Source organism: Antrihabitans stalactiti (assembly GCF_012932915.1).
Classification (GTDB): domain Bacteria; phylum Actinomycetota; class Actinomycetes; order Mycobacteriales; family Mycobacteriaceae; genus Antrihabitans; species Antrihabitans stalactiti.
In genome coordinates, this window is the sequence record NZ_VCQU01000003.1 from 94,096 (window position 1) to 119,407 (window position 25,312).

18 protein-coding genes and 1 pseudogene are annotated in these 25,312 nt (G+C 65.3%); 6 read left to right on the forward strand and 13 right to left on the reverse strand.

Going from position 1 to position 25,312, the window contains the following annotated elements; genetic code table 11:
- Nucleotides 1-24 precede the first annotated feature (24 nt).
- From nbtC to FGL95_RS09550, 4 genes are all read right to left on the reverse strand, one after another.
- Complete coding sequence (nbtC, locus tag FGL95_RS09535) at nt 25-3,000, reverse strand: nocobactin polyketide synthase NbtC (protein WP_240962925.1); 2,976 nt, start codon at nt 2,998-3,000, stop codon at nt 25-27.
- Nucleotides 3,001-3,052: 52 nt separating this feature from the next.
- A complete protein-coding gene (locus tag FGL95_RS09540; protein ID WP_169586013.1) occupies nt 3,053-4,381 on the reverse strand; it encodes a beta-ketoacyl [acyl carrier protein] synthase domain-containing protein in 1,329 nt (442 codons plus the stop codon).
- On the reverse strand, nt 4,378-5,133 hold the full coding sequence (locus FGL95_RS09545; RefSeq protein WP_169586014.1) for a thioesterase II family protein: 756 nt from the start codon (nt 5,131-5,133) through the stop codon (nt 4,378-4,380). Before FGL95_RS09545 ends, FGL95_RS09540 begins: the two co-directional genes overlap by 4 nt.
- A gap of 85 nt (nt 5,134-5,218) precedes the next feature.
- Nucleotides 5,219-6,175 (reverse strand): methionyl-tRNA formyltransferase, encoded by a 957-nt coding sequence (locus FGL95_RS09550; RefSeq protein WP_169586015.1) that lies wholly within the window; start codon nt 6,173-6,175, stop codon nt 5,219-5,221.
- Between the two features lie 126 nt (nt 6,176-6,301).
- Here FGL95_RS09550 and FGL95_RS09555 point away from each other — a divergent pair, with 126 nt between their 5' ends.
- Entirely contained in the window at nt 6,302-7,249 is a 948-nt protein-coding gene (locus tag FGL95_RS09555) for an ABC transporter substrate-binding protein (protein WP_169586016.1), read from the forward strand.
- 58 nt (nt 7,250-7,307) lie between these two features.
- Here FGL95_RS09555 and menD read toward each other — a convergent pair whose 3' ends face one another.
- The 5 genes from menD to FGL95_RS09580 are packed head-to-tail and all read right to left on the reverse strand — an operon-like array spanning nt 7,308 to nt 15,159.
- Nucleotides 7,308-8,990 carry a 2-succinyl-5-enolpyruvyl-6-hydroxy-3-cyclohexene-1-carboxylic-acid synthase gene (menD, locus tag FGL95_RS09560; RefSeq protein ID WP_169586017.1) on the reverse strand — a complete coding sequence of 561 codons (1,683 nt, stop codon included), beginning with the start codon at nt 8,988-8,990 and terminating at the stop codon, nt 7,308-7,310.
- Nucleotides 8,987-10,006: a methyltransferase gene (locus tag FGL95_RS09565; RefSeq protein ID WP_169586018.1), complete on the reverse strand. Its 1,020-nt coding sequence runs from the start codon at nt 10,004-10,006 to the stop codon at nt 8,987-8,989. The genes menD and FGL95_RS09565 overlap by 4 nt, the downstream gene beginning before the upstream one ends.
- The gene (locus tag FGL95_RS09570; RefSeq protein ID WP_169586019.1) at nt 10,003-10,281 is read right to left on the reverse strand and encodes a phosphopantetheine-binding protein; all 279 of its coding nucleotides are present in this window, start codon (nt 10,279-10,281) and stop codon (nt 10,003-10,005) included. The genes FGL95_RS09565 and FGL95_RS09570 overlap by 4 nt, the downstream gene beginning before the upstream one ends.
- 22 nt (nt 10,282-10,303) lie before the next feature.
- Nucleotides 10,304-13,558 carry a non-ribosomal peptide synthetase gene (locus FGL95_RS09575; protein WP_169586020.1) on the reverse strand — a complete coding sequence of 1,085 codons (3,255 nt, stop codon included), beginning with the start codon at nt 13,556-13,558 and terminating at the stop codon, nt 10,304-10,306.
- Nucleotides 13,555-15,159, reverse strand: a complete 1,605-nt coding sequence (locus tag FGL95_RS09580; protein ID WP_169586021.1) for a (2,3-dihydroxybenzoyl)adenylate synthase — start codon at nt 15,157-15,159, stop codon at nt 13,555-13,557. The genes FGL95_RS09575 and FGL95_RS09580 overlap by 4 nt, the downstream gene beginning before the upstream one ends.
- Before the next feature lie 115 nt (nt 15,160-15,274).
- Between FGL95_RS09580 and FGL95_RS09585 the strand changes: the two genes are divergently transcribed.
- The 5 genes from FGL95_RS09585 (at nt 15,275) to FGL95_RS09605 (ending at nt 21,140) form a co-directional block, all read left to right on the forward strand.
- Nucleotides 15,275-16,618: a salicylate synthase gene (locus FGL95_RS09585; RefSeq protein ID WP_169586024.1), complete on the forward strand. Its 1,344-nt coding sequence runs from the start codon at nt 15,275-15,277 to the stop codon at nt 16,616-16,618.
- Entirely contained in the window at nt 16,615-17,574 is a 960-nt protein-coding gene (locus tag FGL95_RS09590) for an ATP-binding cassette domain-containing protein (protein WP_169586025.1), read from the forward strand. The genes FGL95_RS09585 and FGL95_RS09590 overlap by 4 nt, the downstream gene beginning before the upstream one ends.
- Nucleotides 17,571-18,359 carry an ABC transporter permease gene (locus FGL95_RS09595; protein WP_169586026.1) on the forward strand — a complete coding sequence of 263 codons (789 nt, stop codon included), beginning with the start codon at nt 17,571-17,573 and terminating at the stop codon, nt 18,357-18,359. The genes FGL95_RS09590 and FGL95_RS09595 overlap by 4 nt, the downstream gene beginning before the upstream one ends.
- Before the next feature lies 1 nt (nt 18,360).
- Nucleotides 18,361-19,161: an ABC transporter permease gene (locus FGL95_RS09600; protein ID WP_338079795.1), complete on the forward strand. Its 801-nt coding sequence runs from the start codon at nt 18,361-18,363 to the stop codon at nt 19,159-19,161.
- Nucleotides 19,162-19,259: 98 nt separating this feature from the next.
- Nucleotides 19,260-21,140, forward strand: a complete 1,881-nt coding sequence (locus FGL95_RS09605; RefSeq protein ID WP_169586027.1) for an FUSC family protein — start codon at nt 19,260-19,262, stop codon at nt 21,138-21,140.
- A 3-nt stretch (nt 21,141-21,143) separates the two neighbouring features.
- Here the strand turns inward: FGL95_RS09605 and FGL95_RS09610 are convergent, their stop codons facing one another.
- The 4 genes and pseudogenes from FGL95_RS09610 to FGL95_RS09625 all read right to left on the reverse strand — a co-directional run bounded on the left by FGL95_RS09610 (nt 21,144) and on the right by FGL95_RS09625 (nt 25,301).
- Nucleotides 21,144-21,962 carry an ABC transporter ATP-binding protein gene (locus FGL95_RS09610; protein ID WP_169586028.1) on the reverse strand — a complete coding sequence of 273 codons (819 nt, stop codon included), beginning with the start codon at nt 21,960-21,962 and terminating at the stop codon, nt 21,144-21,146.
- Nucleotides 21,959-23,008 (reverse strand): iron chelate uptake ABC transporter family permease subunit, encoded by a 1,050-nt coding sequence (locus tag FGL95_RS09615; protein ID WP_169586029.1) that lies wholly within the window; start codon nt 23,006-23,008, stop codon nt 21,959-21,961. The genes FGL95_RS09610 and FGL95_RS09615 overlap by 4 nt, the downstream gene beginning before the upstream one ends.
- Nucleotides 23,005-24,000 (reverse strand): annotated as a pseudogene (locus FGL95_RS09620) (FecCD family ABC transporter permease); the annotation flags it as partial. The pseudogene FGL95_RS09620 and the gene FGL95_RS09615, both read right to left, overlap by 4 nt.
- 2 nt (nt 24,001-24,002) lie before the next feature.
- Nucleotides 24,003-25,301, reverse strand: coding sequence for a SidA/IucD/PvdA family monooxygenase (locus FGL95_RS09625; RefSeq protein ID WP_169586031.1), 1,299 nt, complete (start codon nt 25,299-25,301; stop codon nt 24,003-24,005).
- Nucleotides 25,302-25,312 lie beyond the last annotated feature (11 nt).

The window sequence follows — 25,312 nt, forward strand, 5'->3', positions numbered from 1 at the left end:
CCTAAGCGTGTTGGAAATTTGCGGCTAGTTCTGCACGAGAAGTCGAACGACTTCATCGAGCGACGCACCGCCGAGAATCGCGGACACCGGCAACTCCCGGTCGAGCGACGACTTGACCCGTTTGCGGAAGTCCAGCGCCTGCAGTGAGTCGAGACCGAGCGCGACCAGCGGTATCGACGTGTCGATCAGGTCTGCGTCGTCGATGCCCATGACGCGGTTGAGCTCATGCAGGACGACGTTCGCGAAGTCGATGCTCGGCGTTGCGAGAACCGGTACTGCAACAGCCGGCGCGGCATCGGCGGGTTTGACGACTGTTGGCGGCGCATCGAGCTCACCGAGTTCGGACAGCAACGGTCCGTACCCGAACGACCCCAACACCGATCGCACGACCGACCAGTCGGCAGCGGCGACGATCGCATTGCGACGGTCGTCGGTCAGACCGACAGCGATCGCATCGGCCGGCGCCATCGGGATCACGCCGGTGCTCCGCAATCGAGCCAGTCCGGCGGCGTCGAGGTCGAAATGGACACTCCACATGCCCCACCCGATGGCAACCGCGTCGATGCCGTCAGCGCGCAACCGCTGAGCAAGCACGTCGAGGATTCGGTTGGTGACCGCATAAATCACTTGGCCACGGCCACCCAAGTTCGCGGCGATCGACGAGCACAGCACGACGCGGGCCTGCTCGGTGCGATGCAACGCGCGCAACACGTTATCGACCCCGACGACCTTGGCTCGTGCGGCTGACTCCACGTGTTCGGCAGTGATGTCGGCGAATTCGGAATCGGAGTAGTCGACCGCCGAGTGCACGATGAGGCTGGCCGGTGCCAGCGCTGCGCTCAGCTCGGCGACCTCCGCCTCGTCGCCGATGTCGCACGCGATCACGGCGACCTGGGTACTACCGATCGACCTGATCTTGCGTACCCGGTCTGCGGTGGCCGCACTCTCGCCGGACCGGCTGAGCAGCGTGATCCGTTCCGCGCCTGCACGAGCGAAGTGCTCGCCGAATTCCAGGCCGAGCTTGCCGGTGCCGCCGGTGATGACGACATGGGACAGGTCCGCGTCGAATGCCTCGTCGGCTGCGGGTGCGGCTTCGACGAGCCGCTTCACGTAGACCTTCCCGCCGCGCAACGCCAGCTCGGACTCTGTCGCAGTGTGCAGCGCCGACACGACGGCCGCGGCCTGCTCCGGCTTCGGCCGATCCAGCGATAGATCGAGGTGCCGGAAAGCAATGTCCGGGTATTCGGTTCCGATGCAACGGAACCCCGCACTCACCGAACCGTTGAACAATTCCGGCGCAGCGTCGCCGTCGAGCACAGTTTCGCCACTCGTCGTCACCAACCAGCAGTCGACGAGCCCGGCGCGCACTTGCGGCCACCACTCGCGGTCACCGAAGAACCGCGCGACCGCCGCAATTGTTGCCGTCGCATCCAGCTCGGTCGGCTCCGGCAGCAGCACGACCAAGGTGTCGAATCCGCTCGTCTCGGGCACGAGTCGACGTGCTGTCGCGCCGTGCTCGATCGCTTCCGCTTCCAGCGCCGTGACCAGGTCGCCGTTGGCATCCGCGAGGTCCACCACCGCGATGGTCCTGGGCTCGAGCAACGACCGCCGACCCAACTTCACCCAGGTCTCGACGAGCCGGTGCGGGTACGTGGCCGGTGCATCCGCGGCAAGGGCTTCGTCGGACAGATACGGCAACCAGAGTTTGCGGTCGTTCATCACGACGGTCGGGAAGCCGCGCAGCGGCAGTTCCACCGGCGCATCATCGTCGGTGCGGAGCACCTCCCACGGATAGTTCGCGTCGTGTACCGCGATGGTCGCGAGATTCCGGGTGAACTCCCCCAGGTCCGGTGCGGTCCGTCGGGACGTGCCCGCCACTCGGAACGCGCCATCTGTTACGACGGTCGACAAGTTCTCCTGCACCGCCAACATCAGCGTCGGATGGTCGGCGATCTCGACGAAAGTATCGATGCCATGTCTTGTCGCGGCCGTGGTGATCGCCTGGTCGAAGCGGACCTTGTTCCGCAGATTCCAGTACCAGTACTCGTCGACGGGGAGATCGGCCGTGATCGCATCGCCGAGCGTTGCCCCGATGCACGGAATATCGGTTTCGAAGAACACGTCGCTGTCGGTCTTTCCAGCGATCGCAGTGCGCAGGCCGTCTTGAAAGTCGTCGAGCATGCAGGTGTGCGCGGGGTACTGAACGCGAATCTCTTTGGCGAAGGTCCCTTGCGCGACCAGCTTGTCGACGATGTCGCAGACTGCCGGCCGATTGCCGGAGATGCAGATCAGGTTCGGTGCATTGATGACGGACAGCTCCATCCACCCCGAATGGCGGGCGAGCAGGGCCTCGCATTCGTCGCGGCCGATGCCGATGACCGCCATCGAGTAGCCCTCGGGGACGATCGCGTCGACGACGACGGCTCGGGTCGTCACCACGCGGATCGCGTCGCGCTGCGAGATAGTGCCGGACAGGTAGGCAGCGGTGATTTCGCCCTGGCTGTGACCGACCGTCACCGACGGCGCCACCCCGTACGAGCGCCACATCGCCGCGAGGCCGGCCATCTGCATGAACATTGCGGGCTGCACGATCTTGACGTTCGCGTCGATCGGACCCTCGTCTTCGAGAACGTACGACAACGGCGAGGAACCGTAGAGCTCCTGGAAAACTGCCTCACAGCTGTCGATTTCGGCCCTGAATGCGGGTGAGCGGTCGTAGAAGAGCCGTCCCATTCCGGGATGCTGGCCGCCCTGACCTGGAAAGACGTACCCGACACGGTGGCTCGCTGCCGGTGTCGTGGTCGCGACCACCTTGGAATGCTCTTCGCCTGCTGCGATCGCCCGCAGTGCGGCAAGCAGTTCGTCCCGGTCGGCGACCATCGCCAAGGCGCGGTAGCGGCGTGCGACGCGGGTACGAAACAGCATCGACGCAATTCGGTCCGGCCCTATTTCGGGATGTGCCGTCGCATAGTCGAACAGCGCGGCTGCCTCGGTGCGCAGCGAACTTGCGGAATCCGACGAGACGAGAACCGGTACGGTTCCGTCCGGAAGCTCATAGGCGGGAATTGTCCTGCTCCTTCTCGGCGGGCATCGCGATGATCGCGTGAGCGTTCGAACCCCCAGCACCGAACGAGGACATGGCGCCGTAGCGCACGCCGTCCGTCGGCTCCCAGTGCTCCAACTTGGTCGCCAACCGCAACGACGACCGATCCCAGTCGACCTGCGTTGTCGGATTGTCGGCGTACAGGCTCGGTGCGATCTGACCGTTGTCGGCGGAAACCAAAACCTTCAGCAGCCCGAGAATCCCGGACGCCGCCTGGGCATGGCCGAAGTTGGTTTTGACCGAGCCCAACAGCGGTCCGGTGCCTGCTGCGCCGTAGGTGTTCTGCAGCGCGGTCAACTCCAGCGGATCGCCGGTGGGCGTCGCAGTTCCGTGGCCCTCGATCATCGTGACCAGACCGGGATCGATGCCCGAGGCAGCGACCGTCTTCGAAACCAACCGTTCCTGCGCCTCCGCGCTGGGCACGATGATCGGTTTGCCTTTGCCGTTGTGGTTGATTCTCGTGGCCAGCACCCGACCGTAGATCCGGTGGCCGAGCCGTCGGGCACGGGATTCCCGTTCGACGACGACCACGCCGCCGCCTTCACCCCACACCGTTCCGGACGCGTCGTCCGCGTACGACCGCACGTGACCGTCCACCGCGAGAGCGTTGTTCTTCGCGAACTCGTAGAACGGAGCGGGTGAGCCCATAACGCAGACCGCGCCTGCCAGCGCCCACTCGCACTCATCGGCGCGGACAGCGTTCGCGGCGAGATGCAATGCCGTAAGCGATGACGCGCAGGCCGCGTCGACGCTGGTGGACGGCCCGGTCAGACCAAGGCTGTGCGACACCCGACCACAGACCGACCCGAGCGCGTAACCCGAGATCCGGTGCCCGGTGAACTCGTTGGCCGAGCCTGCTCGTGGCCCGTATTCACTCAGCGAGACGCCGATGTAGCAGCCGGCCTCCTCGCCCGCGACGGACGCCGGGTTGACGCCGGCATTCTCCAGCGCACGCCAGGCCAGGCGCATGATCACCCGCTGCTGTGGGTCCATCGCGATCGCTTCACGTGGCGACAAGCCGAAGAACAGTGCGTCGAAATCTGCTGCGCTGTCGAGGAACCCGCCCGCGTCGGGCACCGCGCCCCAACCTTCGCGCTCCCCCAGTGTCAGCAGTTCGCCGAGCGGCCAGCCGCGGTCGCGCGGCATCGGGCCGATCACTTCGCGTCCTTCCGACAGCACGGCCCAGAAGGACTCGAGGCGGTCGACGCCGCCGGGAGCCTCGACGGCCATCCCCGAAATGACGATGTGATCGCGAGCCGCGGCTGGTGCGCTGCTCATGCCGTCGTGCTGCGCACAGGCGTGAGCAGCTCCGCAATTTCGTCGATGTTGTCGTTCAAGTAGAAATGTCCGCCATCGAATACGGTGACGTCGACGCCGGAATCCGAATGTCGCGACCATCCGCGCAGGTCGGCAATGGTGATGAAAGGATCGTCGTCGCCGCCGACGGTGTGAATGCGCGCATTGACCTTCACGCCCGCTGCGCACGAATAGCTGTCGAACGCCCGATAGTCCTTCTTGATCACGGGTAGCGCCATCTTCATGATCTCGCGACTGCCGAGCACCGCGGCACCAGTCCCGTTCAACGTCTCGAGGTGATCGAGGATCGCGTCGTCGGACGCCGGGTGATTCGGTTGCGCCTCGACGCAATCGGGAGCAACAGCTGCCGACACGGTCAAGAGGCGAACGTCGAGTCCGGCGGCCTCAGCGGCGCGAACGAACTCGAAGGCGACGATGGCACCCATGCTGTGGCCGAAGATGGTGATGGGTCCGCCCCGGTTGAAGGTCGAGGTCGAGAACTCTGCCAGCGCGCCGTGGGCGAGTTCGGGCAGTGTCTCCGCAGCTTCTTCGCGCGCACGGTCCTGCCGTCCGGGGTATTGGAAGACGACGACATCGAAGGTCTCGCTCAGCTTCTTCGAGAACGTGCGATACGTCGATGCGCCGCTTCCCGCGTGCGGGAATATCAACAGCGTGGGGTTGTCCGCGGCACTCGGCTTGTGAAACTGCCGGCTCCACGCAAGGCTTCGAGCCATTCTGACTACTCCGTGTTCTGGCGGAATTCGGTCGTTGGTTCACGACGCCAGGCCGTTCGTAGCTTAGCGTAGGCTAGCCTAACATCTACCGCTGGGACCGATCGACCGTGCTCGCAAAGAAGCCGCCACGCGCGAGAAAATCGGTGGCGACATGGACGGTGTCATCGTCGGTACGGACCTTCTTGATCAACAGGCCGAGGTTGTGCCCACGGAACGAATCGGGGCCGACGACGACCGCCATGCCGTCACCCTCGCGCACGAACACTCGTCCCGCAGTGCCGCCGTATCGGACCTTCGCGACGGCGGCGTCCACGATCCGCAGCCGCTGACCGCGGTAGAACGTGTACGCGTTCGGATACGGATCGGCGAGTGCACGGACGAACCGCTCCAGGTCCTCGGCGGGCAGTCGCCAATCGATCAAGCTGTCGCTCTCGGACCGCTTGTGGAAAAACGTCCGCTCCGCCGGGTCTTGCGGCGTCCAGGTAGCGGTTCCGGCCTCCAACTCGGCCAACGCTTCCTTCAATACGTCCGGGATCAGGTCCATCGTCATCTCGACCAACGCGGGCGCAGTGTCGGTCGGCCTGATCTCGATCGAGCGCTGCACCAGGATGTCGCCGGCATCGAGTTCTTCGTCCATTCGATGCACCGTCAGCCCGGTGTGGGTGTGACCACTGATCACGGCCCACAGCACCGGCGAGAATCCGGCGAACTTGGGCAGCAACGAGTCGTGCAGATTCAGCGTCCCGTGCGGCGGCAAGTTGTACAGCTCAGCAGGCATCCAGGTGTACCAACTGTTCACGACGATGACGTCGGGTGCGGCTGCGGCGACCTTGTCGATCGTCTCCCGGTCCACGCGTTCGGTGATGTGCACGTCGATGTCGTTCCCCTTGGCGAGGTCTTCGACCGAGTCCGACCAGAGCGACTTGTACGCGTGCTCGCTCGCCGGATGGGTAACCGACAGCACGACTTCGTGGTCCGAGTCGATCAAGGCCTGCAAAGTCCTGTATCCCCAGGTCTGATAGCCGAACGTCACAACGCGCATGGTCTCGCTTTCGTAGGCATTAGCTAGGCTAGGCTAGCCTACCTAAATTCAGGACTGCACCGAGCAGCCGGATGAGGAGTACGAACGTTGAAACCATTTCGCAGCACCAAGAGGGGTTGGCGCCGCATGGCGATCGCTGCCATTGCAGGCGGCGTCGCTCTCGCTTCGATCGGCTGCAGCTCCGACAGCGACTCCGCAGACTCGACCCACGGCGAATCCGTGACCATCACGCACGCGCTCGGCGAGACCACGGTCAAGGGTGTGCCGGAGCGCATCGTCGTCCTCGACGGTCAGTGGTTGGATGCAGCGCTCGCCTTGGGTGTCACGCCCGTCGCGTACTCCGACGTCGTCAGCAAGATGACCGGCACTCCAGCACCGTGGGAGCCTGAATCGCTGAAAGACGTCAAGACGATCAATTCCGGCGGCGACATGGTCGAACAGACGGTGTCGTTCAATCCCGACCTGATCCTGGCCCCCGGGTACGGAATCGACAAAGCGCAGTACGAGAAGCTGTCCCAGGTCGCACCGACAATCCCTGCGCTGAGCACGTCCGAAGTGAGCTCGTGGACCGATCAGGTCACGGCATTGGGCAAGGTCTTGCACAAGGAAAGCGCGGCGACCAAGGTCATCGACGACATCAACGGCCGAATCGACGCCATCGCGGCGCAGAACCCGGGAATCAAGGGCAAGACGTTCCTCACGTCCTACCTGGCGTCGCCCACCCAACTCATGGTGCTCGTCGACGCGAAGGACGGTTCCAGCGAACTCTTCACTCGCCTCGGAATGACCCTCCCGCCGAAGTTGGTCGAGGGTGCGGGCGGCAACAGCCGAATCTCGCTGTCGCCGGAACGTCTCGCCGACCTGAACTCCGACCTGCTTGTCGCGACCGCTACTCCGGAGATGCAGACCCTGTTCAAGGACCTGCCCGGCTACCCAGGGCTGCCGTCGGTATCGAAGAACAGCCTCGCGTTCTTGGACGTCCTCACCGGAACCGCCCTGAACCTGCCGACACCGCTGAATTTGCCCTACATCTTGGACAAGCTCGAACCGGCGATCGTCAACGCCGGCAAGTAGCAGCCGAAGCGAGAGCGGCGGTCCACACCCCCCGGTGTCGACCGCCGCTCGCGTCCTGTCACTCCCGAGCCAGCGCGGACTGTGCATAGCCGCTCATCTCGGCTTCGATCTCCTTGCGAATCTCACCGTGCAGGTCCCGCAGCCCGACCCGTGAGGTCCGTACTTCGACGACCCGAAGACCCTTGCTGGAGTTCGCCTTCCTGGCCAGAACGTCGACGAGCTCACCTTCGGTGACGATCTGATGGGGAATTCCGTGCGCTCCGCACAGTTGGCCGAAGTCGGTCTCGTGCGGTGTTCCGAAGACCCGCTCGAAGACGTCCGCGTGGGCCGGATCGCCCTGCTCGAGCAAGCTGAAGATGCCGCCACCGTTGTCGTTCGCGACCACTATGGTCAGGTCTTTCGGCATCGGTTCGCTGGGACCGGCGAGCATGCCGCCGCTGTCGTGGGCGAAGGTCAGGTCGCCCAGCAGCGCGATCGTGCGACCCGAACTGCCGATCGCCGCGCCTACCGCAGTCGAGACCAGCCCGTCGATGCCCGCGACACCGCGATTCGCGACCACCGTGACGCCACACGGCCGTTTCCAGGTGAGCGCGATATCCCGGATGGGATTGGACGATCCGATGACCAAGGTGTCACCGCTGACCAGTTGGCGGGTCAATGCGCGCGCGACGTGCAGACCGGTCGTCTCGTCGACCGAGTCGAGAGCACGACCGACCGCTCCGTACGCGATATCGGACGCCCGCTCGCACATCTGCAACCAGTCCACCGCAGACCTGCCGACGACGCGCACACTGCGCCCGACTGCATTAGCCGTCCCGGACACATCCGTCCAACTCTTCTCTGCCGCGATCACCACGATTCGGACCGCAGGCGACGAGAGCAGCTGAACGACCTGGCGGTGCAGCGTCGGACGCCCCACCACAACGACCTGCTGCGGAGCCAGGTGCGCGATGGCGTGCGGATGCACCGCATTCGACACTGCCGGTGCTGACGGCTCCGCGATGGTCGGCACGCCGGCCAGCTCCGGGATCTCGCGCGCCCCATGACCGGTGATCACCAGCGTGTTCAAGGTGAGGTCCACGGTGACGGGAGCGTCCATTCGGGCCGGCTCGATCGCAGTCCACGGACCGCCGTCGTCGCGACCGAGCGGAACGTCGACCGGCTGCGGCCCGACCAGCGGCTCAGCGAACGGGACGTCCAGATGCACTGGGCCGGGATGACCGTCCCGCAGCCCGTGCGCAGACGCTGCCAAACGGCAGATTGTCGCTCGCCATCGAATGTTGTGCTGGACGAGCCGCTGACTGTCCGGCGGATAGTCGTAGTCGGCTTGGGAAAGTGTGGCCTCGGCCCGCACCTCGGCGCCGAACACTCCGGACTGCAGGATCATCTGGCTCGCACCAGTGCCGAGCAGTTCGCCCGGCCGGTTCGCCGACACCACCATCAGCGGAAGGTTCGCATAGCTCGCCTCGAGAATGCCCGGGGCCAGATTCACCACAGCCGAGCCGGACGTCGTGATGATCGGTACCAAACGCGCTGTCGCCGTTGCCAGCCCGAGGGCTAGAAACGCAGCGCTGCGCTCGTCGATCCGAACATGCAGCCGGACCTTGCCCTCCGCATCTGCGCGATGCAACGCAAATGCCAGCGGCGCATTCCGCGAACCCGGGCACAGCACCGCATCACGAACGCCGCAGCGAATGAGCTCGTCGACGATCACGCTCGCTTGCGTCAGCGCGGCGGTCACACCGCACGCGCCTCGACGACGCTCATTTCGAGCGGGAGATCACGCACCTCGACCAACTCGAAGCCGGTCTCGACGAGCAACCGGCGGTATTCGTCGACCGATCGTTCCCGACCGCTCGTCATGACGAACATGTGCAGATCGAACGCTGTGGTGACCGGGGTCGGCTCGTCATCGGAGAGCACCCGCTCGACGATCAACAGACTCGAGCCCGCCGTCATCGCCGCGCGGACGTTCCGCAAGATCGCCGCGGACGCATTGTCGTCCCAGTTGTGCAGAATTCGGCACAGGATGAAGACGTCGCCACCGCTGGGCAGACCGGCGAAGAAGTCACCGGCGACAACGTCGGCGCGACGCTCTTCGACGAACGGCGCGAGGCGCCGCTCCCCCGCGGCAACCGCGGCGGGACGTTCGATCAGACGACCGGTGGCCGTCGGAGTCGCGTCCAACACGGTCTCGAGCAGCGTGCCGTCGCCGCCGCCGACATCGATGACCTTCTTGCCTGCGAAGTCGACGACATGTGGCAACTCGGCGACGAACGCGCTCCCCACCGCGATGCCGGAGCTGTAGACGGCCAGCGCGTCCGGGCGACTGGCGAGGAACTCGAAGACAGACTCGCCGTGCGCCTTCGCGAACGGCTGCTCGCCGACTCGCAGTGCCGGTACCAGCTCACTCCACGCGTCGGCGAAGTATTGCTCCTGGTACAGGTTCACGAGGTTGCGCATCGAGCTCGGATGATCCGTCCGAAGCAACTCACCGGTCGCGGTGAGCGAGTACGTCGAGCCATCGCGCTCGACCAGTCCGAGCGCCTGCAGGAATCGGAGCAGGCGCGCAAGCGATTCCGCGCCCACGCCGACCTCGGTCGCGATCCGGTCGACCGGCTGGTCGCCGTCGGCCAGCACGTCCGCGATACCGAGTTCGGCGGCGGCGCCGACCGCGTTGCTGACCCAGTGCCCGATCATCAGCCGCAGTAGCTCCGATTGGTGGAGCCGGACATCTGGTGCGGAGATCGACGTCATAGGGATCGCGCCTTAGTGTCGGCCTGCTCGGAGAGCAGGCGGTACCAGCCGTTTATCGTCGGGTTCTTGGCGAGCTGTCGTAGCGGGATGTCGTAGCCGCCGGCGCGCATCGCACCCGCGAGCCGCATCATTCGCAGCGAATCCATGCCGTACTCGAGCAGGTTTTCGTCGTCGGATGTTTCCGTCCACGACACGAGGCCCAGTGAGTGTGCGGCGGCTGCCCGCACGTCTTCGATGGTCCAGGCTCGGGTGGTCGTCACAATCGCGTCGTTCATGTGTGGTCCTTTCGACATCCGGTCAGTGCTGCTCGCGCAGCTCGGTGGCGATCTCGGCGTCGCTCAGCGCGAGAATCTCGAGGTAGATTCCCGCGACTTCGTTCAGGCGCCCTGGCATCGGCTCGGCCGCCAAGAGGTTCTTCGCGAGTCGCTCGACGGTCAGCGAGTCGAGCAGCATGCGCAGGTCGATGCCGGGGTCCACCAGTACCTCGCGCAGTTCCTTGGTCACCGTGATCGCGATGACCGAGTCGCCGCCGAGCGCGTAGAAGTTGTCGTCGACGGCGACGTCGGGCACGTTCAAGATCTCCTGCCAGACCGCGGCGACCACCTTTTCCAACGCGGTCGACGGCTCGCGGCGCGTAACCGACACGGGAGCCCCCGCCCCGATCGCGGTCAGCGCTCGGTAGTCGACCTTGTTGTTGGCGGTCAGCGGCAGCGCGTCGACGAAACGGAACGTCGCGGGAACCATGTGCAGCGGGAGGAGTTCGAGCAGCGCACCACCGATGGTCCCGGCATCCGAATCGCCGACCACGTGGGCGACCAGCGCACGGCAGCTGTGCCCGTCACCGGCGACGACCGGGGTGACGACTGCGGTCTCCACCGCCGGCAACGAGGCGAGCGCGCTTTCGACGTCCCCCAGCTCGACGCGGTGGCCACCGATCTTGACCTGGCGGTCCCGGCGGCCAACGAATTCGATCTCACCGCCCGCCATTCGGCGCCCGTAGTCGCCGGTGCGAAACAGTCGCTCCCCGGTCGCGGGGTGGAGTGGGAACGATGCGGCGGTTCGTTCGGGATCGCCGAGGTAACCGCGCGCCACCCCGGGTCCGGCGCAGTACATTTCGCCGACGACACCCGCGGGGACCGGCCGCAGTCCCGAATCCAGCAGGAGGTAACTGGTATTCGCGATCGGCACGCCGTACGGCACGGACCGCCAGGCCGGGTCGACGACGTCGACCCGGCGCCAGATGTTCCACAACGTCGTCTCGGTCGGTCCGCCGATGCTGATCAACCCGACATTGGCCGCGCGCTCCCGGAGCTTGCCGAGCAGCTGTGGTGGGACCCAGTCGCCGCCGGTCAATGCCAGGCGCAGGCTCGGCAACTGTGTGGTCGCGGCCGATCCCAGCATGTCGAGCATCGCGGGGACCGAGCACCACAGCGTGACGCGATGGTCGGCGACGAGGTCGGACCAGTGTTCCGGATCGCGATGCCGGTCGGCGTCGGGAATCACGACGGTCGATCCAGCGGTCAATGCGACGAAAACGTCGAAGCCGGACATGTCGTGGTGGAGTGCCGAGACGGCGATCGACGCGTCGGCCGTGCTGACGTCGAACGTCTCGACGGTGTCGAGGACGCAGTTGACGAGGCCGCCGTGCTCGACCATGACGCCCTTGGGGACGCCCGTGGAGCCGGACGTGAACAAGACGTATGCCAGGTCCGACGCTGCCGAAGCAAGGTGGGTCCGTTCGGTCGCAGCGTCGGCGACGGCAGGACCGTCGACGTCGACTAGAACGCTGACGGATTGCGCGACCGCGTCACGGAGGTCCGGCCGAAGTGTCGACTCCGTCAGTGCCGCAGCGGCGCCAGAGCGTTCGAGAATGCTGCGGACCCGATCCGCAGGCAAGCTCACATCGATCGGCAGATACGCACCGCCGGAGGTCAGCACCGCGTAGACCGCGGCGAACTGCTGCCAGCCCTTCCCGACCAGCACCGCGACGATCGGCCGATCATCCTGCAAGGCGAGGGCATTGCCGATTCGATTCACCTGGTCGAGGAGTTGGCCATAGGTGATGGTCGTCGGTCCGTCGATCAGCGCCGGGTGATTGGGCCGGCTCGTCGCGCGTGCCACGAACAGGTCGGGCACCAGGTCCGTACCGCGGTCCAGGTGCCGACCGTCGAGGCGTGCCTCGCTCAGCGGAACGACCCCGATGTCGGTCTGGTCCCACAGCTCGGCCGAATCGGCGAGCCGTTCGAGCAGTTCGCGAAACGCGGTGAACATGTCGTCGATCAGTCCGGGTGCGAACGCCGAATCGACAGTGTCCCAGTTGTAGTAGAGCTCGCCGTCGGCTTCGTGAATCTGCACATCCAGGCTGACCTGGGGTGTTTGCGAGAGCGAAAAGATTTCGGTCACGCGGCCGTCGAGCGGCGTCCGCTCGCCGTCCGACCAGCCCAACGTGCTGGTCAGCACGATAGGCATGCGGGCGCGGTTCGAGTTGCCGTCGCGCCGCGTCAATTCGCGCATGAACCGCAGACCGCTGTAATGGCTGTACTCGAGGTCGTCCCAGAGGGTGTCTTGTATTCGTTCGGCCCGCTCGATGAACGTCGCTGCTGGGTCGTGGTCGATCTCGAGGACCGAGACCGAGGCGAACTCGCCGATGACCTTCTCGACCTCCGGGTGCAGTGGCAGTCGATTCATACCGGGGATGTTCAGCGCGAACCGGGTCTCCCCCGACCACGCCGCCAGGACCTCGCCGAATGCCGCCATCATGAATGCCGACGGGGTCAGCCCCAGGCTGCGCGCGCGCGTGGTCAGCTCCTGCCAGCGCCGCGGCTCCAACCCTGCTTCTCGCCTGGTGAAACGTGTGTTTGCCCTGCCTTCGCCGTTGCCCGAACCTGCTGGGAGCACGGGCGCCGAAGGAAACGACGCCAGGCGCTTCGTCCAGTAACGCTCCGACCGCAGGTACAGCTCCGACGAACCCAATTCCTCGGTCGCGAGCACGTAGTCGCGGAACGACAGTTCGATCGCTGGAAGTTCCGCGGCCGGATCCGCGTACAGCGCGGTGAGTTCGGCCAACAACAATCGCCAGCTCAAGTAGTCGAAACACAGTCCGTCGAAGCCGATGTGGATTCGACTGACCTGGTCGTCGATCCGGCTGATCGCAACGTGCCACAGCGGCCAGGTCCCTGGATCGATCACCACGTGCGAGTACGTCGTGCGCAGCTCGGCCAGCTTCGCGTCCCGTTCACCGACCGAGAGCCCCCGCAGGTCGTGTTCGGTGGGTTCGAACGTCGGCACCGTCGGCACGATGCGTTGTTGGCGAAGGTCGACGTCCACGACCAACCGCAGCGCGTCGTGGCGCTCGATCAGCCGATTCCACACCGCGGTGAATCGCGCGGAGTCGATTGCACCCTCGTATTCGTAATAGCCGTGTGCCGCAACGCCGCCGTACTCGTACGAATCTTCTCGGCCCAACACGTATGCGAGCTGAGTGTCGGTAATCGGGAACGGCTCGTACCGATCCTCGGGAGCCGGGCGAACATCGGGAAAACCTGTGGTCATGCTGTCGCCTTCTCGGGTGCGCTCGACCGCAGCGTCTTCTTGTCGACCTTGCCGATCGCCGTTCGCGGTAGCGCGTCGATCACCCGGACCAGGTCGGGAATCTTGAATGCCGCGACGCCTTGCTCGTTGAGAAATCGGGCCAGTTCGGCCTGCCGCGGCGCGTCGTCACGGGCTACGACGTACGCGCAGCTGCACTCGCCGAGCACCTCGTCGGCGATCCCCACCAGCGCGACCTCGAGGACCGCTGGGTGGGCAAGCAGCAAGTTCTCGACTTCTTCGGCAGCGATCTTCTCGCCGCCGCGGTTGATCTGGTCTTTCACCCGGCCTTCGAAGACGACCTGCCCGTTCGGCAGGTGCCGGATCAGGTCGCCGGTCCGGTAGAAGCCGTCCGTCGTGAACGAGTTCACGTTGTGCTGGCCGCCGCGGTAGTAGCCGCGCACCGTGTACGGACCGCGCGTGAGCAGCTGCCCGACCTCGCCGCGCGCGACCTCGTCACCCGCTTCGGAGACCACCCGAATTTCGTCGGCGGGCGACACCGGGCGACCCTGCGCGTTGATCCGCGTCTCGAGATCGTCGTCGCCGGACTGGAAGCCACACAGTCCTTCGGCCATTCCGAACGCTTGGTGCAACTGACAGCCGAGGGCGGGCTCCACGCGGCGGGCGAGTTCGGCGGCGAGTTTGGTGCCGCCGATCACGACGCGACGCAGGCTCGACAGATCCTCGGTCGCGTACGGCGCCATTTCGACCCATGCGAGCGCGATACCGGGCACCAGGCCCGTATCGGTGACCCCGTGTTTCTCGACCAGCTTGAATGCCGTTCCCGGGTCCGGACTTTCGCCGAGCACGAGCGTGCCTCCAGCGTGAAAGGTCGCCATCAAGCCATGGGTGAGGGTCCAGTTGTGCCCGAGCGGCAGGCAAACCATGTGCCGTGTGGTCGTGTCGTAAGAACTGGATTCGGCAGTCGCGCGACCGCTGTAGGACCAGTCGTCATGAGTGCGTGCCACGAACTTCGGTAAGCCGGTGGTTCCGCCGGACATCAGAAGCACGGCGACGTCGCCGGGATCGGTCGGCGCGTGCGAGGTCGGCTCCTGGCGAAGTGACTCGAGCGAGGTGAACTCCGCTGGATCTCCGAGCACGAGAACGTTCGCGAGCTTGTCGGTCTGGTTGCGGACGGTCCGCGCCAAATCCCGGTAGTCGAATTCGTCGGCAACATCGGGGATCACGTACGCGACGGCGTCGGTGCATTCCGCGAAGTGCACGATTTCGGTCGTGCGATGGGCGGGGAGCGCAAAGACTGGGATGGCCCCGATGCGCAGGAGAGCGAACATCACGACGACGAACTCGACCCGGTTCGGCAGCTGGACAATGACGCGATCGCGATCCTTGATGCCGAAACTGCTCAGTCCGGCCGCATAGTGATCGATCTCGTGATCGAGATCGGCGTAGGTCCACTCGCCGAAACGGTCGATAACCGCCGTTGCATTGGCGAAGGTCAGGCCATACCGGCGCATAGCCGCATCGAGCGGTTCGCCGTTCCAATAGCCGAGTTCCCGGTACTTCTGTGCGAACTCATCCGGCCAGGGTTCGAATCCGTCGAGCATGGAAGCCAGGCTCCTTCTATGTGTAGCCTTACCTAATAAGATGCCCTGACGGTAGCCGAGACGCGATGTTTTCGCGAATCAAAACTGAGGTAAGCCTATCCATACTGGAGGACGGATGACGATCGCTGATCAACAGCTGCGTGTCGACTCGACGGTCGACTCGCTCGAGGCGGTGACGAAGCTCGCATCCTCCGGACTGTTCTCCGAGTACGTCGTCTACGAGCGCCCCGACGACTGCGTGTTTGCGGCGGGAGTGATCGGTCGGATCCAGCTCGACACCAACGAAATCCGCACTATGTGGAACGGCGAATCGTGGCGCAAGGAATGGTCCGGATCGCCCGCCGCTGTTCTCGACGAGGCGTTCGCGACTCTGCCGACCGAGGATACGAATGCGTACGGCTGGATCGGGTTCGAGTTCTGCGCCTACAGCCACGGCGCTGCCGCTCGCCTCGGCCACACTCAGCCGCTTGCCCACCTGATCGTCCCGCGCATCGAAGTGCGATTCACCGACGGCGGCTTCACCATCGTCGGCGGCGACGCCACGGAACAGCGCAGCGTATTCGACCTGCTGGCTACCGAGCCGCCGCGCGTCCCTGCGACCGGCACCATCGACATCCGGACCGACCCCACCGCCTACCGCGAGCGCGTGGCCAGCGCAGTAGCCGAGATCGAGCAGGACCTCTACCAGAAGGTCATCATTTCCCGTCGCGTCGACATCGACTTCGAGGTCGACATGGCCGCGACCTACCGTTTGGCCCGTCCACACAACAACCCATCGCGGTCGTTTCTGCTACGGCTCGGTGGGGTGGAGGTCGCCGGATTCAGCCCGGAGATCGTGGCTTCGGTCGATTCGGCGGGGTGCGTCACCAGCGAACCACTTGCCGGTACGCGCGCCTTCGGGCGTGGATCCGAGCTCGACCTCGCAGCACGGACCGACCTCGAATCGGACCCGAAGGAGATCGTGGAACACGCCGTCTCCGTGCGGACTTCGCTCGCGGAAATCCAGACCGTCACCGAACCCGGCACCGCGGTCGTGTCCGATTTCATGGAGGTCGTCGAGCGCGGCAGCGTTCAACATCTCGCGTCGACGGTGCGCGGCCAGCTCTCCCCCTGCCGTAGCCATTGGGATGCGTTCGACGCGTTGTTCCCCTCGGTGACAGCGTCGGGCATCCCGAAAGAGCCGAGCATCGACGCCATCTTCCGCCTCGACGGTCCGGCGCGCGGTCTGTACTCGGGCGCCGTCGTCGCACTCACAACAGGCCACAGCCTCGACGCCGCATTGGTGCTGCGCGCGATCTATCAAGAGGACGGTCAGGCGTGGTTGCGCTCCGGGGCCGGGATCATCGCGCAATCGGTTCCGGACCGCGAATTCGAAGAGACCTGCGAAAAGCTCGGCAGCATCGCGAAGTACGTCGTGCGCCGAACCAATGCATCAGCCACAGGACAGGACCGACCTTGACCAGCACAGTTACTCCCGCAGTCCTGCTCGACAACGTTTCGAAGACCATCGGCGACCATCGCGCATTGGACAGCGTGAGCTTCGAGGTCGCGAAAGGCAGCGTCCTCGGACTGCTCGGACCAAACGGGGCGGGCAAAACCACGACCGTGAACATTCTCGCCACGCTGCGGTCACCGGATTCCGGCCGCGCGGTCGTTGCCGGCCACGATGTGACGAAAGATCCCGCAGCAGTGCGGCGTTCGATCATGCTCACCGGTCAGTACGCCGCCCTCGACGAACTGCTGACCGGACGCGAAAGCCTGTTGCTCTTCGCCCGCCTGCTCGGACTATCACGGCGACAGGCTCAGGCCCGGGCTACCGAATTGCTCGAGCAGTTCGACCTTTCAGACGACGGCGACCGCCGCATCGGCGAGTACTCCGGTGGCATGCGCCGACGCATCGACATCGCGTGCGGCCTCGTCACCCGTCCCGAGGTGGTGTTCCTCGACGAGCCCACCACCGGCCTGGACCCACGTAGCCGCCAACAGGTGTGGTCGCTCGTCGACGGTCTCCGGAATGAAGGGGTCACGATCGTGCTGACCACGCAGTACCTGGAAGAAGCCGATGCACTGAGCGATCGGATTGTCGTCATCGATCGCGGCGTCGTCGTCGCGGAAGGCACGGCAGCCGAGCTGAAGAAGCGAGTCGGCGACACCTATTGCGAGGTCGTCACCGCGGACCCCGCGCAAACCGCGCAAGCACACGCATTGCTCGCCGACCTCGCGCCCGCCGATCTCGTACCGAACGCCGACCGATTCTCGATGCCCGCCACCTCCGGCGTCGCGACACTCGGTGAGGTCATCTCCAGGCTCGATCAGCACGGAATCCCGCTGGCAGACGTCGCATTACGCCGGCCGACCCTCGACGACGTCTTCCTGGCACTGACCGGGCAGCACGCGGCGACGTCAAAGTCATGACGACGACGGCGATACCCACAACTCAGGATTCCGGCAGCTGGGCCACACAGTGGTCCGCACTGAGCGCGCGCTCGGTGCTGCAAGGCGCACGGGAAGGCGAGCTCGCATTCGCACTCGTCGGGCCGCTGGTCTTCTTCATCTGCTTCTACGTCCCGCTTCGCCACTCGCTGGACGGAAACGGCGGCAGCTACGCGCAATATTTGATTCCGGTGATCGTGCTGCAGGCGATGCTGTTCACGGCGATGTCCGCCGCGGACCGTGCCGCCCACGACACGCACGGCGGGATGGGTGCGCGGCTACGATCGCTGCCCGTCGGCAGGTTGGTCGGAATGTGCGCACGGGCGACGGCGAACACGGCAAGGGCGGCGCTGTCCTTGATCGGCGCCGTCGTGGTCGGCCTGATTTTCGGCTTTCGCATCCATGGCGGCGTCACCCACGTCGTAGCGTTCGCAGGCTTGGCCGTGCTGTTTGCACTCGCGATCAGTTTCGGCGCCGACGCGCTCGGTTCGCTGAGCCGCAGCCGAGAGGCGGCGGGCATCGTGCTGCTCGTTCCCCAGCTCCTCTTGACAATGCTGTCGACAGGAATCGTTCCCGCCGAAGGATTTCCCGAGTGGATTCGCCCGATCGTGCGGAATCAGCCGGTGTCGGTCATCGCCGACGCGCTGCGGGGACTCGCAGCAGGCGACCCGAGCGGCTCGGCAATTGCCGCGTCCCTGGCCTGGATCGCTGCGCTGGGCATCGGCTTTGCGCTGATCGCCATCCGTATCGAACACCGGGAGCGTTGACGTGACGACGACCGAGTCAGTGCAGATCGAGACTTCGGCGAAGGTGCTCGTCCGCTCGAGTGCAATTCAGGCCCAACGGCTGCTGATGCGTTGGTCGCGAGAGCCGCTGATCCTGATCCAATCGATCATCTTCCCGGCGTTCTTGCTGCTGGTCTTCGACCTCGTTCTCGGTCGCACGCTCACCGCGTCCGCAGGACAGGACAGCATCTACGGGCAGACGGCCCTTGTCGCACTCTGCGGAGCAATGTTCGGCGCATTGTCTACCGGACTGGCACTCATCGAAGAACGCGATTCCGGCATCCTGTCCCGATTCTGGGCGTTGCCGGTGCATCGCGCCTCAGGCATCGGCGCCCGATTGATCGCCGAAGTCTGCCGAGTCTTCGCCGGGACCGTCGTCCTCACTCTTGTCGGGATGGCATTGGGCCTGCGGTTCGAGCACGGTGCCCTCGGCTTTGTCGGATTCATCCTCGTGCCGGCCCTGTTCACCATTGGATTCGCAGTGCTGGTGTTGGCAATCGCGGCGCGCGGAACCGGTCGTGCGGTGCTGGATTCGATCTCGATCGTGTGCCTGCTGCTCCTCTTTTTCAACAGCGGTTTCGCGCCGACCAACCATTACCCCGGCTGGCTGCAGCCGGTGGTATCCGCACAGCCGATGAGTCCGGCAATCTCGACGATGCGCGGCCTCGCCGATGGCGGTGCAATTGCAGCGCCGATGCTGCAGACCCTTGCGTGGACCTTCGCGCTGGTCGGGGTGTTCGGCTGGTTCGCGGTGCGTGGTTACCGTCGAGCTGCGGCGGAGTAGGTTCCGCGCCCGCGTTTGGGTACGGAACGTCCGCGGCCGACGCTAATCTTTGTCGGACGCAATAGCGGCATTTCGTGCCTTAGACGCGAGGACCAGCCATGGCCGATGGTGTCCTACCGGGGAGCTCGATCCCTCCTGCGCCGCCCTCGGGATCGAGCCCGTTTCGTGGCGCATTCATCATTCGCGAAGCACACCGCCGTTGGCCGATTGCGCTGCGTGTTGGACTATGCGCGCTGACAACCATCTTCATCGGGTGGGCCGCAGGCGATATCCAGGCCGGGCTGCTTGCCGCGATCGGCGTGTTCACGGCGTCGTACGGCAGTCGGCGCCCCTACCTCAATCGGGCGATTCACCTCGCGGTGATTGCCGTGTGCATCGCCGTGGCGGTGGCACTTGGCGTCTGGGCGTCGTCGGTGGTCTGGGTGGCGGTTCTCACCGTTTCGGCGATCGCCGTCGTGGCGACGTTCGTCTGTAATGCACTGAGCGTCGAGCCTCCCGGTGCATACCTGTTCGTGCTGGTCTGCGCGTCGGGCGCCGCGATGGCCGGAGCGGACGTGAGCCCGGTCCGGGTCGGCGTTCTGGTGTTCGCGGGCGGCGCAATGGCCTGGGTTTTTCATATGGTCGGTGCACTGTTCCAGCCGCGCGGTCCGGAGAAGGCTGCCGTGACCGCTGCCGGAATGGCGGTCGCCGAGTTCGTCGAGGCGATTGGCACGGCCGCCGAAGAGGCTACTCAGCAGCGGGCGGCGCAGGCACTGCTCGAATCATGGTCGATGCTCGTAGCCCGCCAGCATGCCCCGGCGAAGAGCGACACAACGTTGCTTCGGTTGCGCGCACTCAATCGCGAGCAACACTTGGTTTTCGCCGAGGCGCTGAACGTTTCTGCAGGTAACGAGGCTGCCGCAGCTGACCTAGCGAATCGAGCACGCCAACTCGCTGTGCTTGCAGCGGATCCGTCCCGAATCGAATCGGCCGGTATAGAGGTACCGATCGACACGACCGCGACCCCGATCGGTCGGCCGGGCCCGTTCGCTTTGCTGCGAGCGGCCGCCAAGCCCGGGTCGAGGAGCGTGCTCGTCGCAGGCCGAGTCGGAGTTGCGGCTCTGCTTGCCGGCGCAGTCGCGTCCGCATTCGGAATCGACCACGTGTATTGGGCAATCAGCGCGGCAGTCCTGATGCTGCACGGCGATCTCGACTGGCTGCGAACGGTCCAGAAGAGCTTCGAACGGTTACTGGGCACGTGGGCCGGCCTCCTGATCTCCGGTGTGATCCTCGCAGCTCATCCGCAGGGACTCTGGCTCGCTGTGATCGCCGCGCTACTGAAGTTCGCCGTGCAGATGACCACCGTTCGCAACTACGCACTCGCCGTCGTTTTCGTCACGCCGGTAGCAATGATGCTGGCATTCGCCGGTCAGGACATCGACGTCATGCACGTGCTGCTGGCTCGTGGCCTGGACACCTTGGTCGGTTGTGCGTCTGCGCTCGTCGTTTTCGCCGTGACGACACGTCATATGGATTCCAGGCGCCTACCGGACGCGATCGCCCAGACGCTCGCCGGCGTTGGAACTACCGTCCGGTTTCTGGCTCGAACCGAGCTGACCACGCCCGCTGCCAGGGCCGCCCGACGTGACCTACACACCTCAGCCATGGCGTTGCTGCCGACCTACAGCGCCTCCGTTGGCGGGTCCCCTGGTCAACGCAGCGCGGCCGAGCGCCTGTGGCCGGCGGTGGTTGCCACCGAACGGTTGGCGTATCGCATGCTTGCAACCTGCTGGTCCGTCGAACAGCCCGACCATCAGGACGCCATGCGTTCGGTGGTCGATCCCGCAGAAGCCGCCGAACTCGACGCCGCCCTCGCAGGCCTCGCGACCGCAGTCGTTGCCGAGTCGGCACCCCCAGCCATCGACGCGCCCCCGAATTTCATTGCCGCTCAGATGCTTTCTGTCCGAGCATCGTTGGTGTGGTCGAAGCCTGGACCGTAGCGCCTACTCAGGGCCGCCCACGGTTCCGAATACATGCCGAGTCCCGATCGGAACGATGAGTGGCCGATCCGAGACCGGGTCGTTGATCACGGTGGCTTCGAGCCGAAACACATCACGAAGGAGGTCGGCCGAGATCACGTCAGCGGGCGCTCCGGACGCGATGACGCGGCCTTCCGACATCACCACGAGTCGGTCGCTGTAACGGATCGCCAGGTTCAGGTCGTGCAGCACCATCACGACCGTGCGGCCCAGATCGGCGTGCAGCCGGTCGACGAGATCGAGCACCTCGACCGCGTGCGCCAAGTCGAGGTAGGTCGTCGGCTCGTCGAGCAGCAACAGGTCCGTACCTTGGGCAAGTGCCATGGAGATCCAGGCGCGTTGGCGCTGCCCGCCGGACAGTTCGTCGATCGACCGATCGGCGAGGTCGCTGATACCGGTCAGCTCGAGCGCTTCCGCAACCAACGATTCGTCGTCGGACGACCACTGGCGAACCCACGACTGATGCGGATGCCGTCCCCTGGCGACCAGGTCGACGACCGTCAGACCCTCGGGCGCGATCGGGGCCTGTGGCAGCACACCCAAGATGCGGGCGACATCGCGCGACCGCATCTTCGAGATCGCTTTTCCGTCGAGCAGGACGTGTCCGGCCTTGGGCGTGAGCAATCGGGCGAGAGCGCGCAGCAGCGTCGACTTTCCGCAGCCGTTGGGTCCGATGACAGTCGTCACGACGCCCGTCTCGATCTCCAGATCGAGATCGTCGATGACGATGGCAGGGCCGTATCCGAGCGTGACACCAGCCGCGACCAATCGCGATTCCGTCATACCGTCACTCTCCTGTTGGCGCGGACGAGCAGATAGAGCAAGAAGATTCCGCCGAGCGCTGAGGTGATGATGCCGACCGGCAATGCCACCGGGAGCAAGGTGCGGGCAACGATATCGGCGGCGATGAGCAGAATCGCGCCGATGACCGCCGAGGCGATCAGCGGTTCACCCGGACACCGCTGAATGCGTTTCGCGATCTGCGGCGCCGCGAGGGCGACGAACCCGACCGGCCCGACAACGGCGGTCGCGAACGAGGCGAGCAGCACAGCCGCAAGGAGCACCAGGCCCTGTCGCCGTTGCAGTCCGACGCCGAGCGATCGAGCTTTGTCGTCGCCGAGGCGAAGGGCGGCGATCGACGGCACCGAGACCAGGGCAAAGCCCGCTGCGACGACGAAGCCGGCCAGCAGTGGCCACACCTGCGACCAGTCCGTCGAGTTGAGCGAGCCGTTCAACCAGATCTGAGTCCGGGCCGCGTCCTCGATCTTCGCGTAGATCAGCATCCAGCCGATCGCGGCGATGAGCATTGCGTTCACGCCGATGCCGATGAGGATCAGCCGGAATCCTTCGAAGCCACGACGCCACGCGAGAAGGTAGATCACCAACGCAGTCACCAGGCCGCCGAGCAGCGCAGCACCGGTGACGCCGAGAGGCAACAACGCGCCACCGGCCGCGGTGGTTTCACCGAACACGATGACCAGGACCGCGCAGAAACTCGCTCCCGCGGTGATTCCAAGCAGGTCCGGCGAAGCGAGCGGATTGCGCACGGTCGACTGCGTGAGCGCGCCCGCCATCCCGAGCGCGGCGCCGACGAGGACCCCGATGATCACGCGCGGCAGCCTGACGTCGAGCACGATGAACCGCTCGGCGCGTTTCCCGCCGCCGCCGAACACATCGACGACCTTCGACAGCGAAAGGTCGAAGTCACCACGCGCGACGTCGATGCAGATCAGGACCAATAGGACCGCGACCAGACTGAGCACAACGGCGACCGCGAACGGCCGAAAGACGACGGATGCCCCGGCGAAGCGAAGCGCGGTACGTTTCACAAGGCGACCAGTCGTCGTTTTCGCACGAGGGCGATGAAGAACGGAGCACCGGCGAGCGCGAGCACGATGCCGACGTCGAGTTCGGCGGGGCGAACGACGATTCGGCCGACGACGTCCGCGGTCAGGAGGAACAGGCCACCCAGCAGCCCGGCGTACGGCACCAACCAGCGATAGTCGGGTCCCGTGATCGCGCGCGCGACATGCGGAACCACCAAGCCGACGAAGGCCACTGGACCTGCGGCGGCAGTCGCGCCGCCTGCCAACAAGGTCACGGCTAGCAGGCCGACGGATCGGTTGAGTGCGACGTTCGTGCCCAGTCCGCGTGCGACGTCCTCCCCAAGATTGAGCACATTCAGTGCGGGCGTATTCGCAGCGGCAAGGATCAGTCCGACCACGATGAACGGCAGCACCTGCCAGAAAATATCCAGTCCGCGTCCGGCGACCGAGCCGATCACCCAGAATCGATAGCTGTCGAGCGTGCGGATATCCGACACGACAACCGCGCTCGTCATCGCTTGCAGGCACAGCGTGACCGCCGCCCCGGCCAGCGCTAGCGTCATCGGCGTCGCCGCGGCCGACCCGACCGATGCGATCCCGAACACCACCGCTCCGGCGATCAGCGACCCTGCCAGTGCGAACCACACGTACTGGCTGGGGATTGTCAGGCCGAAGGCATAGATGGCGATCACCACGAGGAATGCCGCGCCTGCGTTGAGTCCGAGTAGTCCGGTGTCGGCGAGCGGGTTGCGCGTGTGGCCCTGGATCAGAGCACCCGCGACGCCGAGCGCGACGCCGACGATGAGCGCTACGACGGTCCGGGGAATGCGCAGCGTCTGGACCAATTCATCGGACGGAGTGCCCGACGGGGTGAACACGCCGTGCCACACTTCGCCGATCGAAATCGACAATGCGCCGACCCCGATACTCGCAATGGCGACCAGGACGAGGAGCGCAGCCAGCACAGCCACACCGACGAGCCGGCGTTTCCTGACGGTCAACGAATTCGAAGCTCCTCGACTTGCGCATTCTGCGCATAGTCCTTGGCCCCTCGTCCGGCAGGCACCGGGCGCAGAATGCGGTCCGACAGTGCGCCGAGGCAACTCAAGTTGGGGAAGCCCGGACCCTGGGCGACGCCTGCGAGATTCGGCAGATACAGCTTGGGCGACAATCCTTCGATCGCAAGGTCGTAGCCGATGGCGGATTCGATGCGCTCTTGGGTGATCGGCCACCCGACGGCGAGTTCGAGCATGTCCACTGCAGCCGGGTCGAAGAGGTCGAGAAACCACAGCGGCTGACCGCCGGTTGCGTCGATGACCAGATCGAATGCGTGGGTCTGCTCGGATCGCGATTCGTTGTGCAGTGTCAACTCGATCAGGTCACCGCGTTCTTCGACGCCGACGACTCGACCTTGTAGATGGTGGACGCGAGCGTCACCGAGAAGTGATTCCTGCACGCGGACCGAGAAGACTCCGCGGTCGGTCCGCCTGATGACGTCGCGTCGTTCGTCTTTGCTCAACGTCGCCCATTTCGAGGGGTCGCTGAAGAGGGTGTTCTCGAAGAAGCTCTCGCCGCGGGTATACAAGGTCGCCATCGGTGAGATGACCGAGATCGCCATTGCGTCGTGGCGCGACAATTCGTCCAATGCCGACCCGGCGGTTTCGCCGCCGCCGATCACCGCCGCGCGCGAGGACAGCGGGATCTTCCGACGACCCGCCAGATCCCAGAACTCCGCAATGGACAGGATGCGCGGATGTTTGCCGATCGCCTTGCCGCTGAACCCTGGGCCGGTGATCAGCACGCCGTCGGATTCGATGATCGTCGACGTTCCGCCAGGCAGCTCGACGGTCGATTCCCAGCCGCTCGTCGTCGGCGAAATTGTGCGGACAGTACCTATAACAAGGTCGAGCTGCACCTTCTGGGCGACCCACTGCAGATACCTGGCCCAGAAGTGGTGCTGCGGACTCGGCCGACCGCGATCGATCCACTCCGAGTACGTTCCGTGCTCGATCAGGAAGGACGACCAGCTGTAGGCGATCATCTTCGCGTTGATCTCGTGGTTGTGCGTGCGGGCCACGTTCGACCGATACGGGAAGCCGACATCCTTTTCCGGACTGGTGCCGAGCCGGTGATTGCCGTCGGTCCAGCCGCCGCTGGCCAACCAGTTGCCGCCGACAGCCTGCGCTTCGACCACGATCACTCGTGGTGCGGGCAGTCCGACCGCACGCATCGCGGCTGCTTTCGCCGCGACGGCCAGGGCTTTCGGACCAGCTCCGACGACGAGAAGCGTTTCCACCGACCAACTCC

Excerpts from the sequence above, each read along its gene's own strand:
- FGL95_RS09585 (WP_169586024.1), top strand. The coding sequence starts at position 15,275 with ATGACGATCGCTGATCAACAGCTGCGTGTCGACTCGACGGTCGACTCG.
- FGL95_RS09575 (WP_169586020.1), bottom strand. The coding sequence starts at position 13,558 with ATGACCACAGGTTTTCCCGATGTTCGCCCGGCTCCCGAGGATCGGTAC.
- FGL95_RS09550 (WP_169586015.1), bottom strand. The coding sequence starts at position 6,175 with ATGCGCGTTGTGACGTTCGGCTATCAGACCTGGGGATACAGGACTTTG.
- FGL95_RS09570 (WP_169586019.1), bottom strand. The coding sequence starts at position 10,281 with ATGAACGACGCGATTGTGACGACCACCCGAGCCTGGACCATCGAAGAC.
- FGL95_RS09540 (WP_169586013.1), bottom strand. The coding sequence starts at position 4,381 with ATGAGCAGCGCACCAGCCGCGGCTCGCGATCACATCGTCATTTCGGGG.
- FGL95_RS09595 (WP_169586026.1), top strand. The coding sequence starts at position 17,571 with ATGACGACGACGGCGATACCCACAACTCAGGATTCCGGCAGCTGGGCC.
- FGL95_RS09610 (WP_169586028.1), bottom strand. The coding sequence starts at position 21,962 with ATGACGGAATCGCGATTGGTCGCGGCTGGTGTCACGCTCGGATACGGC.
- FGL95_RS09580 (WP_169586021.1), bottom strand. The coding sequence starts at position 15,159 with ATGCTCGACGGATTCGAACCCTGGCCGGATGAGTTCGCACAGAAGTAC.
- FGL95_RS09555 (WP_169586016.1), top strand. The coding sequence starts at position 6,302 with ATGGCGATCGCTGCCATTGCAGGCGGCGTCGCTCTCGCTTCGATCGGC.
- FGL95_RS09605 (WP_169586027.1), top strand. The coding sequence starts at position 19,260 with ATGGCCGATGGTGTCCTACCGGGGAGCTCGATCCCTCCTGCGCCGCCC.
- FGL95_RS09565 (WP_169586018.1), bottom strand. The coding sequence starts at position 10,006 with ATGACGTCGATCTCCGCACCAGATGTCCGGCTCCACCAATCGGAGCTA.
- FGL95_RS09545 (WP_169586014.1), bottom strand. The coding sequence starts at position 5,133 with ATGGCTCGAAGCCTTGCGTGGAGCCGGCAGTTTCACAAGCCGAGTGCC.